At 70.0% G+C, this 11688-nt stretch carries 10 protein-coding genes; all 10 read right to left on the bottom strand.

Annotation, left to right across the window (positions count from 1 at the left end):
- Position 1: 1 nt before the first annotated feature.
- Genes nuoL through DRB89_RS13530 form a run of 10 tightly spaced genes read right to left on the bottom strand, consistent with a single transcriptional unit; the run spans position 2 to position 11686 of the window.
- Complete coding sequence (nuoL, locus tag DRB89_RS13575) at positions 2-1897, bottom strand: NADH-quinone oxidoreductase subunit L (RefSeq protein WP_112449177.1); 1896 nt, start codon at positions 1895-1897, stop codon at positions 2-4.
- A gap of 9 nt (positions 1898-1906) precedes the next feature.
- Positions 1907-2206, bottom strand: a complete 300-nt coding sequence (gene nuoK, locus DRB89_RS13570) for an NADH-quinone oxidoreductase subunit NuoK (RefSeq protein ID WP_112449176.1) — start codon at positions 2204-2206, stop codon at positions 1907-1909.
- Entirely contained in the window at positions 2203-3015 is an 813-nt protein-coding gene (locus DRB89_RS13565; RefSeq protein ID WP_112449175.1) for an NADH-quinone oxidoreductase subunit J, read from the bottom strand. The genes nuoK and DRB89_RS13565 overlap by 4 nt, the downstream gene beginning before the upstream one ends.
- Complete coding sequence (gene nuoI, locus DRB89_RS13560; RefSeq protein ID WP_112449174.1) at positions 3012-3641, bottom strand: NADH-quinone oxidoreductase subunit NuoI; 630 nt, start codon at positions 3639-3641, stop codon at positions 3012-3014. Before nuoI ends, DRB89_RS13565 begins: the two co-directional genes overlap by 4 nt.
- Complete coding sequence (nuoH, locus tag DRB89_RS13555) at positions 3634-5004, bottom strand: NADH-quinone oxidoreductase subunit NuoH (RefSeq protein WP_112449173.1); 1371 nt, start codon at positions 5002-5004, stop codon at positions 3634-3636. Before nuoH ends, nuoI begins: the two co-directional genes overlap by 8 nt.
- On the bottom strand, positions 5001-7514 hold the full coding sequence (locus tag DRB89_RS13550) for an NADH-quinone oxidoreductase subunit G (RefSeq protein WP_112449172.1): 2514 nt from the start codon (positions 7512-7514) through the stop codon (positions 5001-5003). The genes nuoH and DRB89_RS13550 overlap by 4 nt, the downstream gene beginning before the upstream one ends.
- Positions 7511-8875 (bottom strand): NADH-quinone oxidoreductase subunit NuoF, encoded by a 1365-nt coding sequence (nuoF, locus tag DRB89_RS13545; protein ID WP_112449171.1) that lies wholly within the window; start codon positions 8873-8875, stop codon positions 7511-7513. The genes DRB89_RS13550 and nuoF overlap by 4 nt, the downstream gene beginning before the upstream one ends.
- Complete coding sequence (gene nuoE, locus DRB89_RS13540; protein WP_112449170.1) at positions 8875-9633, bottom strand: NADH-quinone oxidoreductase subunit NuoE; 759 nt, start codon at positions 9631-9633, stop codon at positions 8875-8877. The genes nuoF and nuoE overlap by 1 nt, the downstream gene beginning before the upstream one ends.
- Positions 9630-10964: an NADH-quinone oxidoreductase subunit D gene (locus DRB89_RS13535; RefSeq protein ID WP_112449169.1), complete on the bottom strand. Its 1335-nt coding sequence runs from the start codon at positions 10962-10964 to the stop codon at positions 9630-9632. Before DRB89_RS13535 ends, nuoE begins: the two co-directional genes overlap by 4 nt.
- Positions 10964-11686 carry an NADH-quinone oxidoreductase subunit C gene (locus DRB89_RS13530; protein WP_204358042.1) on the bottom strand — a complete coding sequence of 241 codons (723 nt, stop codon included), beginning with the start codon at positions 11684-11686 and terminating at the stop codon, positions 10964-10966. Before DRB89_RS13530 ends, DRB89_RS13535 begins: the two co-directional genes overlap by 1 nt.
- Positions 11687-11688: the final 2 nt, after the last annotated feature.

The following is an 11688-nucleotide window of genomic DNA, read 5'->3' as shown; positions in this document are numbered from 1 at the left end:
CTCACACCGCCCTCATCAGCAGGGTCGCGGCGATCAGGATCGCCGTGCCCCCGAACATCGAGACCGCGTAGCTGCGGGCGTAGCCGTTCTGCAGCTTGCGCAGCCGGCCCGAGAGCCCGCCGACTCCGGCGGCCGTCCCGTTGACCACTCCGTCGACCAGGCTGTGGTCGACGTAGACGAGGGAGCGGGTCAGGTGCTCCCCGCCGCGCACCAGGACGACGTGGTTGAAGTCGTCCTGGTAGAGGTCCCGCCGGGCCGCCCGGGTGAGGAGCGAGCCGCGCGGGGCGATGACCGGGACGGGCTTCCTGCCGTACATCGCCCAGGCGATGGCGACCCCGATGACGAGGACGACCATCGTGGCCAGGGTCACCGTCAGGGCGCTGACCGGCGGGTGGCCGTGCTCGTGCCCGGTGACGGGCTCGAGCCACTTCAGGAACCGGTCGCCGATGCCGAAGAAGCCGCCCGCGAAGACCGAGCCGAAGGCCAGGACGATCATCGGGATGGTCATGGACTTCGGGGACTCGTGCGGGTGCGGCGCGTGTCCGTTCGCGTCGGGCTGCCAGCGCTTCTCGCCGAAGAAGGTGAGGAGCATGACCCGGGTCATGTAGAAGGCGGTGATCGCCGCGCCGAGGAGGGTCACTCCGCCGAGGATCCAGCCCTGGGTGCCGCCCCTCGCGAAGGCGGCCTCGATGATCATGTCCTTGGAGAAGAAGCCCGACAGGCCCGGGAACCCGATGATGGCGAGGTAGCCGAGGCCGAAGGTCACGAAGGTGACGGGCATGTACGTGCGCAGCCCGCCGTACTTGCGCATGTCGACCTCGTCGTTCATGCCGTGCATGACCGAACCCGCGCCGAGGAAGAGCCCGGCCTTGAAGAAGCCGTGCGTGACCAGGTGCATGATCGCGAAGACGTATCCGATGGGGCCGAGGCCCGCCGCCAGGATCATGTAGCCGATCTGCGACATCGTCGAGCCGGCGAGGGCCTTCTTGATGTCGTCCTTCGCGCAACCGACGATCGCACCGAAGAGCAGCGTGACGGCGCCGACCACGACGACCGCGGTCTGCGCGTCCGGCGCGCCGTTGAAGATGGCGCCCGAGCGGACGATCAGGTAGACGCCGGCGGTGACCATGGTCGCCGCGTGGATGAGGGCCGAGACCGGGGTCGGGCCCTCCATCGCGTCGCCGAGCCAGGACTGCAGCGGCACCTGAGCCGACTTGCCGCAGGCGGCGAGCAGCAGCATCAGGGCGATGGCCGTCAGCTTGCCCTCGCCGGCCTCGGAGACCGAGCCGAGGACCGGGCCGAAGGCGAAGGTTCCGAAGGTGGTGAACATCAGCATGATGGCGATCGAAAGGCCCATGTCGCCGACCCGGTTGACCAGGAAGGCCTTCTTCGCGGCGGTGGCCGCGCTGGGCTTGTGCTGCCAGAAGCCGATGAGGAGGTACGAGGCGAGGCCCACGCCCTCCCAGCCGACGTACAGCAGGAGGTAGTTGTCGGCGATGACCAGGAGCAGCATCGCGGCGACGAAGAGGTTGAGGTAGCCGAAGAAGCGGCGGCGGCGCTCGTCGTGCTCCATGTACCCGATGGAGTACACGTGGATGAGCGTGCCCACCCCGGAGATCAGCAGGACGAAGGTCATCGACAGCTGGTCGAGCTGGAAGCCGATGTCGGCCTGGAAGCCCTCCACCGGAATCCAGCTGAACAGCCGCTGGTGGAAGGTCCGGTCCTCGGCGCCCTTGCCGAGCATGTCGGCGAAGAGGGTGAGGCCGATGCCGAAGGAGGCGGCGGCGAGCAGGGTGCCGATCCAGTGGCCGGCCTTGTCGAGGCGGCGGCCGCCGCAGAGCAGCACCACCGCTCCGAGCAGGGGCGCTGCTACCAGCAGCGCGATCATGTTCTCCACAGCGACCCCTTACAGCTTCATCAGGCTGGCGTCGTCGACCGAGGCCGAGTGGCGGGTACGGAACAGCGACACGATGATCGCGAGGCCCACCACGACCTCCGCGGCGGCGACGACCATCGTGAAGAACGCGATGATCTGGCCGTCGAGGTTGCCGTGCATCCGGGAGAAGGTGACGAAGGCGAGGTTGCAGGCGTTGAGCATGAGCTCGACGCACATGAACAGCACGATCGCGTTCTTGCGGATGAGGACTCCGGCCGCCCCGATGGTGAACAGCAGCGCCGACAGGTACAGGTAGTTGACCGGATTCACTTCGAGGCCTCCTCACGGCCGAGCCGCTCGGACGACCGCTGCTCCAGCGCCTTCAGGTCGTCCAGCGCCTGGCTGGAGACGTCCCTGATCTGGCCGCGGGCGCGCAGCGTCTGGTTGACGGTGAGCTCGGAGGGGGTGCCGTCCGGCAGCAGGCCCGCGACGTCCACGGCGTTGTGCCGGGCGTAGACGCCGGGTGCGGGCAGCGGCGGGAGCTGCACGCCCTCGCGGACGCGGCGCTCGGCGAGCTCGCGCTGGGTGGCGGCGCGCTCGGTGCGCTCGCGGTGGGTGAGCACCATCGCGCCGACGGCCGCCGTGATCAGCAGGGCGCCGGTGAGCTCGAAGGCGAACACGTACTTGGTGAAGATGAGCGTGGCCAGGCCTTCGACGTGCCCGCCGGAGTTGATCCGGCCCAGTCCGTTGAACTGGGTGAGCCGGGCGTGGGCGATGCCGGAGATCAGCAGGACGCCGAAGCCCAGTCCGCACAGGACGGCCAGCCAGCGCTGCCCCTTGATGGTCTCGCTCAGGGAGTCCGCGGCGGTGACGCCGACGAGCATGACGACGAAGAGGAACAGCATCATGATCGCGCCGGTGTAGACGACGACCTGGACGATGCCGAGGAAGTACGCGCCGTTGGCGAGGTAGAAGACCGCCAGGATGATCATCGTGCCGGCCAGGCTCAGGGCGCTGTGCACGGCCTTCTTCATCAGGATCGTGGACAGCGCGCCGATGACGGCGACCGTGGCGAGGACCCAGAACTGCACTGCCTCACCGGTGGAGGTGGCCGAGGCGGCCGCGGCGATGGCGCTCACGCCCCCACCCCCTCGGGAGCGCTTTCGGATGTCGCGGTCTCGGAGGCGGACTCGCCCTTCGACACGGCGACCTGGCGGACCGTGCCGGGAGCCGCCCCGGTCACCAGCCCGCGGTAGTAGTCCGTGTCATCGGTGCCCGGGAAGATCGAGTGCGGAGCCTCGACCATGCCCTCGGTCAGCCCGGAGAGCAGCTGCTCCTTGGTGTAGATGAGCGCTTCGCGGCTGGAGTCGGCCAGTTCGAACTCGTTCGTCATGGTCAGGGCCCTGGTCGGGCACGCCTCGACGCACAGCCCGCACAGGATGCAGCGGGCGTAGTTGATCTGGTAGACCGCGCCGTACCGCTCACCCGGGGAGTAGCGCTCCTCCTCGGTGTTGTCCGCGCCCTCGACGTAGATCGCGTCGGCGGGACAGGCCCAGGCGCACAGCTCGCACCCGATGCACTTCTCCAGACCGTCCGGGTGGCGGTTGAGCTGGTGCCGCCCGTGGAAGCGGGGTGCGGTGGTCTTTTCCTGCTCCGGGTACTGCTCGGTGAGGCGCTTCTTGAACATGGCCTTGAAGGTCACGCCGAAGCCGGCCACCGGGTTCTGCCACTTCTCGCCCTGGTCGGCGTCAGACTTGTCAGACATTCTCAGCACCCTCCTCTCGGTCACTGTCAGTATTCGCCGCGCCACTGACAATGAGCTCCCGCTCGCTGCGGGGCCTCCTGCGCGGTACGGGTGCCAGGTGCTGGCCGGGCTTGGGCGGTACGGGGAATCCGCCCGCGAGCGGGTCGAAGGGTGCGTCGGCCGCGGCCTGTTCGGCGTCCGCGAGGACCGCCTTCTCCTTCTTGTCGCGGAAGAGGTCCACGACGAAGGACAGCAGCAGGAGCGCGATGACCGCGCCGCCGACGTAGAGCACGATCTCCTGGAAGTCGTAGTTCTCGTTGCGCAGCGCCCGGACGGTGGCGACCAGCATCAGCCAGACCACGGAGACCGGGATCAGCACCTTCCAGCCGAGCTTCATCAGCTGGTCGTAGCGCACGCGCGGGAGCGTGCCGCGCAGCCAGATGAAGAAGAACAGCAGCAGCTGGACCTTGAGGACGAACCAGAGCATCGGCCACCAGCCGTGGTTGGCGCCCTCCCAGTACGTGGAGATCGGCGCCGGGGCCCGCCAGCCGCCCAGGAACAGGGTGACCGAGACCGCGGAGACGGTGACCATGTTGACGTACTCCGCCAGCATGAACAGCGCGAACTTGATGGAGGAGTACTCGGTGTTGAAGCCGCCGACGAGGTCGCCCTCGGACTCCGGCATGTCGAAGGGGGCGCGGTTCGTCTCGCCGACCATCGTGATGACGTAGATGATGAAGGAGACCGGCAGCAGGATGATGTACCAGCGGTCCGCCTGGGCTTCGACGATCGCCGAGGTCGACATCGACCCGGAGTAGAGGAAGACCGAAGCGAAGGCCGCGCCCATCGCGATCTCGTAGGAGATCATCTGCGCGCAGGAGCGCAGGCCGCCGAGGAGCGGGTACGTGGAGCCCGAGGACCAGCCCGCGAGCACGATGCCGTAGATGCCGACCGAGGCGACCGCGAGGATGTAGAGCATCGCGATCGGCAGGTCGGTCAGCTGCATCGTGGTGCGCTGGCCGAAGATGGAGACCTCGTTGCCCGCGGGGCCGAAGGGGATCACCGCGATGGCCATGAAGGCCGGGATCGCCGCGATGATCGGGGCGAGGACGTAGACGACCTTGTCCGCCCGCTTGACGATGAGGTCTTCTTTCAGCATGAGCTTCACGCCGTCGGCGAGCGACTGGAGCATGCCCCAGGGGCCGTGCCGGTTGGGGCCGATGCGCAGCTGCATCCAGGCGACGACCTTGCGCTCCCACACGATGGAGAAGAGCACGGTCACCATCAGGAAGGCGAAGCAGAACACCGCCTTGACGACGACGAGCCACCAGACGTCCCTGCCGAACAGGGAGAGGTCTTCGGCGGCGATCTGAACGGTGTTCACGCGCCCACCTCCGCGGGGGAGTCGCTGGTGTCGGCCGGGGTGGCCGGGCCGATGCGGACCAGGGCCCCGGGGCGGGCTCCGGTGTCGGCGAGGACCCCGGAGCCGGTGGAGTTCAGCGGGAGCCAGACCACGCGGTCGGGCATCTCGGTGACGCGCAGCGGCAGTTCCACGGAGCCGGCCAGGCCGGTCACCGCGAGGAGGTCGCCGTTCTTGACGCCGGTCTCGGCGGCCGTGGCGGCCGACAGGCGGGCGCTGGCCTCGTGCCGGGTGCCGGCCAGGGCCTCGTCGCCGTCCTGGAGGAGGCCCTGGTCGAGGAGGAGCCGGTGGCCCGCGAGGACCGCTTCGCCGGCACCGGGGCGGGGCAGCGGCGCGGTGTCCGCGGACTGTTCGGCGGCGCGCTCCCCGGCCCACTGGCCGAGCGCGTCGAGCTCGCGGCGCACGGCGTGTACGTCGGGCAGCGCGATGGGCCGGTCGGCCGCGTCGGCCAGCATGTGCAGCACGCGGGAGTCGGCGGGGGCGAGCCGGCGGGTCATCTGCTCGGGCTTGAGCGCGGCCTCGAACGGCCGGACCCTGCCCTCCCAGTTGATGAACGCGCCGGACTTCTCGGCGGCGGCCGCGACGGGCAGGACCACGTCCGCGTGGTCGGTGACCTCGCTGGGCCGCAGTTCCAGCGAGACCACGAAGGCCTCCTGGAGCGCGGCCTTGGCGCGGGCCGGGTCCGGCAGGTCGGCGAGCTCGACGCCCGCGACCAGCAGGGCGGAGAGTTCCCGGGTCGCCGCGGCCTCGACGATCTGGCCGGTGTCGCGGCCGTAGCGGTGCGGCAGCTCGTCCAGGCCCCACGCGGTGGCGACCTCGTCGCGGGCGCGCGGGTCGGTGGCCGGGCGGGCGCCCGGCAGCAGGGACGGCAGCGCGCCCGCTTCGAGGGCGGCCCGCTCACCGGCCCGGCGCGGGATCCACACCAGGTGGGCGCCGGTCGCGGCGGCGGCCCGTACGGCGGCGGTCAGCGCGCCGGGGACGCCCGCGAGGCGCTCCCCCACGACGATGACCGCGCCGGGCAGCCGCAGCGCTTCGGCGGCGGCGTGGCCGCCCTCCTCCAGGCCCGTCCCGGAGGCCAGGGCGTCGAGCCACTCGGGCTCGGTGCCGGGGGCGGCGGCCAGCAGGGTGCCGCCCGCCTTGTCCAGGCCGCGCGTGGCGAACGGGGCGAGGGAGAAGGTCCGCTGCTTGCGCTTGCGGTGGGCCTTGCGCAGCCGCAGGAAGACGCCGGGGGCCTCTTCCTCGGCCTCGATGCCGACGAGGAGGACGGCCGGGGCCGCCTCCAGCGAGCTGTTGGTGACGACCCTGTCACCGCCGCCGAGGTCCTTGCCGATGCCCGCGACGGAGGACGCCAGGAACTCGGCCTCCTCGGCGCTGTGCACCCGGGCCCGGAAGTCGATGTCGTTCGTGTCGAGCACGACCCGGGCGAACTTGGCGTAGGCGTAGGCGTCCTCGACGGTGAGGCGGCCGCCGGTCAGCACGCCGGCCCGGCCGCGCGCGGCGGCGAGTCCGGCGGCGGCGGCCTCCAGGGCCTCGGGCCAGCTCGCCGGGGCGAGGATCCCGTCGGTGCCGCGCACCAGCGGGGTGGTGAGCCGGTCGGGGCGCTGCGCGTAGCGGAACCCGAAGCGGCCCTTGTCGCAGATCCACTCCTCGTTGACCTCGGGGTCCTCCGCGGCGAGGCGGCGCAGCACCTTGCCGCGGCGGTGGTCGGTGCGGGTCGCGCAGCCGCCCGCGCAGTGCTCGCACACGCTCGGGGAGGAGACGAGGTCGAAGGGGCGGGAGCGGAAGCGGTAGGCGGCCGAGGTGAGGGCGCCGACCGGGCAGATCTGGATGGTGTTGCCGGAGAAGTACGACTCGAAGGGGTCGTCCTCGCCGGTGCCGACCTGCTGGAGCGCGCCGCGCTCCAGGAGTTCGATCATCGGGTCGCCGGCGATCTCGTTGGAGAAGCGGGTGCAGCGCGCGCACAGCACGCACCGCTCGCGGTCCAGCAGCACCTGGGTGGAGATCGGGACCGGCTTCTCGTACGTGCGCTTCTTGCCCTCGAAGCGGGATTCGGCGTTGCCGTGCGACATCGCCTGGTTCTGCAGCGGGCACTCGCCGCCCTTGTCGCAGACCGGGCAGTCCAGCGGGTGGTTGATGAGCAGCAGCTCCATCACCCCGCGCTGGGCCTTGTCCGCGACCTCGGAGGTGAGCTGGGTCTTGACGACCATGCCGTCGGTGCAGGTGATGGTGCAGGAGGCCATCGGCTTGCGCTGGCCCTCGACCTCGACGATGCACTGGCGGCAGGCGCCGACCGGCGAGAGGAGGGGGTGGTCGCAGAACCGGGGGATCTCGATGCCGAGCTGTTCGGCGGCCCGGATGACCAGGGTCCCCTTGGGCACCGACAGTTCGATGCCGTCGATGGTCAGGGACACCGTGTTCTCGGGCGGCACCGCGGCCTGGCCGCCACCGGCGGGGGCGTTCGTGGTGACGGTCATGCGTTCACCTCGGAGTTCTTCTTGGGACCGTCAGCCCAGAGGGTCGACTTCTTGGGGTCGAAGGGGCAGCCCTTGCCCGTGATGTGCTGCTCGTACTCCTCGCGGAAGTACTTGAGCGAGGAGAAGATGGGGCTGGCGGCGCCGTCTCCGAGCGCGCAGAACGACTTGCCGTTGATGTTGTCGGCGATGTCGTTCAGCTTGTCGAGGTCGGACATGACGCCCTTGCCGGCCTCGATGTCGCGCAGCAGCTGGACCAGCCAGTACGTGCCTTCGCGGCAGGGGGTGCACTTGCCGCAGGACTCGTGGGCGTAGAACTCGGTCCAGCGAGTGACCGCCCGCACCACGCAGGTCGTCTCGTCGAAGCACTGCAGGGCCTTGGTGCCGAGCATGGATCCGGCCGCGCCGACGCCCTCGTAGTCCAGCGGGACGTCGAGGTGCTCGTCCGTGAACATGGGGGTGGAGGATCCGCCGGGGGTCCAGAACTTCAGCCGGTGCCCGGGGCGGATGCCGCCGCTCATGTCGAGCAGCTGGCGCAGGGTGATGCCGAGGGGGGCCTCGTACTGGCCGGGGCCGACGACGTGTCCCGAGAGCGAGTACAGCGTGAAGCCGGGGGACTTCTCGGTCCCCATCGACTTGAACCAGTCCTTGCCCTTGTTCAGGATCGCGGGAACCGAGGCGATGGACTCCACGTTGTTCACGACGGTGGGGCAGGCGTAGAGCCCCTCGACGGCAGGGAAGGGGGGACGCAGCCGGGGCTGTCCGCGCCGGCCTTCGAGGGAGTCCAGGAGGGCCGTTTCCTCGCCGCAGATGTATGCGCCCGCTCCCGCGTGCACGGTGATGTCGAGGTTGAGCCCGCTCCCGAGGATGTCCTTGCCGAGGTAGCCCGCCTCGTACGCCTCGCGCACCGCCTCGTGCAGGCGCCGCAGTACCGGCACGACCTCGCCGCGCAGGTAGATGAAGGCGTGCTCCGACCGGATCGCGTAGCAGGCGATGATCATTCCCTCGATGAGGGAGTGCGGGTTGGCGAAGAGGAGGGGGATGTCCTTGCAGGTTCCCGGCTCCGACTCGTCCGCGTTCACGACGAGGTAGTGCGGCTTTCCGTCGCCCTGCGGGATGAACTGCCACTTCATCCCGGTGGGGAAGCCGGCGCCGCCGCGTCCGCGAAGGCCCGAGTCCTTCACGTAGGCGATGAGGTCGTCCGGGGTCATCGCGAGCGCCTTGCGCAGGCCCTCGTAGCCCTCGTGGCGCCGGTAGGTCTCCAGCGTCCACGAGTTCGGCTCGTCCCAGAACGCCGACAGCACGGGTGCCAGCAGCTTCTCCGGGCTGGTTCCGTTCTCGTGCATCTCAGCGGTCACCGTCATCACTCCCCCTCCTCGGTCGTGGTCTCGGCACGCTGGTGCACGACCTTGCCGAGCTGCGGGGATTCTCCGCGCGCGATGCGCAGGCCGATCAGGGAGGCGGCGCCGGCGCCGCCGGTCGCCTCGACCGCGCCCGCGCGCTCGTCCGGGAAGCCCGCCAGGATCCGGGCGGTCTCCTTGTAGGTGCACAGCGGGGCGCCGCGGGTCGGCTCGACCGGGCGGCCGGCCAGCAGGTCGTCCACCATGTCCTTGGCGGACTCGGGGGTCTGGTTGTCGAAGAACTCCCAGTTGACCATCACCACGGGGGCGTAGTCGCAGGCCGCGTTGCACTCGATGTGCTCGAGGGTGACCTTGCCGTCGGGGGTGGTCTCGTTGTTGCCGACCCCGAGGTGCTCCTTGAGTTCCTCGAAGATGGCGTCGCCGCCCATGACCGCGCACAGGGTGTTCGTGCAGACCCCGACCTGGTAGTCGCCGGAGGCCTTGCGCCGGTACATCGTGTAGAAGGTGGCCACCGCCGTGACCTCGGCGGTCGTCAGGCCCAGCACCTCGGCGCAGAACCGGATGCCGGTGCGCGAGACGTAGCCCTCCTCCGACTGCATGAGGTGGAGCAGCGGCAGCAGCGCGGAGCGGCTGTCGGGGTAGCGCGCGATGACCTCGGCGGCGTCGGCCGCCAGCCGCTCGCGCACTTCGGCCGGGTATCCCGGGGCCGGCAGCTGGGGCATGCCCAGGCTCACCCCTTGACTTGCCGGGTTGGCTGTCATCGGTCGACGCCTCCCATCACGGGGTCGATGGAGGCGACGGCCACGATGACGTCGGCGATCTGGCCGCCCTCGCACATCGCCGCCATGGCCTGCAGGTTGGTGAAGGACGGGTCGCGGAAGTGGACCCGGTAGGGGCGGGTGCCGCCGTCGGAGACGACGTGGACGCCGAGTTCGCCCTTGGGGGACTCGACGGCCGCGTAGGCCTGCCCGGCCGGTACCCGGAAGCCCTCGGTCACCAGCTTGAAGTGGTGGATGAGGGCCTCCATGGAGGTGCCCATGATGTTCCTGATGTGGTCGAGCGAGTTGCCGAGGCCGTCCGGGCCCATCGCGAGCTGCGCGGGCCAGGCGATCTTCTTGTCGGCGACCATGACCGGGCCCGGCTCCAGGCGGTCCAGGCACTGCTCGACGATCCGCAGGGACTGGCGCATCTCCTCCAGGCGGATCAGGAAGCGCCCGTAGGAGTCGCAGGACTCGGTGGTCGGCACGTCGAACTCGTAGTTCTCGTAGCCGCAGTACGGGTCGGACTTGCGCAGGTCGTGCGGCAGGCCGGCGGAGCGCAGGACCGGGCCGGTGGCGCCGAGCGCCATGCAGCCGGTGAGGTCGAGGTATCCGACGTCCTGCATGCGTGCCTTGAAGATGGGGTTGCCGGTGGCGAGCTTGTCGTACTCCGGCAGGTTCTTCTTCATGGTCTTGACGAACTCGCGGAGCTGGTCGACCGCGCCCGGGGGCAGGTCCTGCGCGAGGCCGCCGGGGCGGACGAACGCGTGGTTCATGCGCAGTCCGGTGATGAGCTCGAACACGTCGAGGATCAGCTCGCGGTCGCGGAACCCGTAGATCATGATCGTGGTCGCGCCGAGCTCCATGCCGCCGGTGGCGATGCACACCAGGTGGGAGGAGAGCCGGTTGAGCTCCATCAGCAGGACGCGGATGGCGGTGGCGCGGTCCGGGATCTGATCGGTGATGCCGAGCAGCTTCTCGACGCCCAGGCAGTACGCCGTCTCGTTGAAGAACGGCGTCAGGTAGTCCATGCGCGTGACGAAGGTGGTGCCCTGCGTCCAGTTCCGGAATTCGAGGTTCTTCTCGATGCCGGTGTGGAGGTAGCCGATGCCGCAGCGGGCCTCGGTGACCGTCTCGCCGTCGATCTCCAGGATCAGGCGGAGCACTCCGTGGGTGGACGGGTGCTGCGGACCCATGTTGACGACGATCCGCTCGTCGTCGGCGCGGGCCGCGGACCGGACGATCTCGTCCCAGTCACCGCCGGTGACGGTGTAGACGGTGCCCTCGGTGGTCTCGCGTGCGGAGGCGTGGTTCGATTCCTTCTGGGTGTTCATCAGCTGTACGACCTCCGCTGGTCAGGAGCCGGGATCTGGGCGCCCTTGTACTCGATGGCGATGCCGCCGAGCGGGTAGTCCTTGCGCTGCGGGAAGCCCTGCCAGTCGTCCGGCATCATGATCCGGGTGAGCGCCGGGTGCCCGTCGAAGACCAGCCCGAAGAAGTCGTACGTCTCGCGCTCGTGCCAGTCGTTGGTCGGGTAGACCGAGACGATCGAGGGCACGTGCGGGTCGGCGTCCGGGGCGGACACCTCCAGGCGCAGGATCCGGCCGTGGGTGAGCGAGCGCAGGTGGTAGACGGCGTGCAGCTCGCGGCCCTTGTCTCCCGGGAAGTGCACCCCGCTGACGCCCGTGCAGAGCTCGAAGCGCAGGGCCGGGTCGTCGCGCAGGGTCCTCGCCACGAGGAGGAGGTGCTCGCGGGCGATGTGGAGGGTCAGCTCCGCCCGGTCGACGACGACCTTCTCGATCGCGTTGTCCGGGACCAGGTCCTGCTCCTCCAGCGCCCCTTCGAGCTCGTCGACGACCTCGTCGAAGTACGAGCCGTACGGGCGGGCGCTCGCGCCGGGCAGGGCCACGGTGCGCACGAGGCCGCCGTAGCCGCTGGTGTCGCCGCCGCTCTCGGCGCCGAACATGCCCTTGCGGACTCCGATCACCTCGGGGCCGGCGGTGCCGCGGGGGGCGGGCACGTTGGTGCCGTCGCCCGCATGGGGGCCGTTCTCCACGG

It is taken from the genome of Streptomyces sp. ICC4 (assembly GCF_003287915.1).
Taxonomy (GTDB): Bacteria; Actinomycetota; Actinomycetes; order Streptomycetales; family Streptomycetaceae; genus Streptomyces; species Streptomyces tritrimontium.
The sequence above is the reverse complement of the archived record's forward strand: the minus strand, read 5'-3'. Positions and strand labels throughout refer to the sequence as shown.

Coding starts and splice junctions, on each gene's coding strand:
- nuoF (WP_112449171.1), bottom strand. CDS start 8,875: ATGACGGTGACCGCTGAGATGCACGAGAACGGAACCAGCCCGGAGAAG.
- nuoE (WP_112449170.1), bottom strand. CDS start 9,633: ATGACAGCCAACCCGGCAAGTCAAGGGGTGAGCCTGGGCATGCCCCAG.
- DRB89_RS13535 (WP_112449169.1), bottom strand. CDS start 10,964: ATGAACACCCAGAAGGAATCGAACCACGCCTCCGCACGCGAGACCACC.
- DRB89_RS13550 (WP_112449172.1), bottom strand. CDS start 7,514: ATGACCGTCACCACGAACGCCCCCGCCGGTGGCGGCCAGGCCGCGGTG.
- nuoI (WP_112449174.1), bottom strand. CDS start 3,641: ATGTCTGACAAGTCTGACGCCGACCAGGGCGAGAAGTGGCAGAACCCG.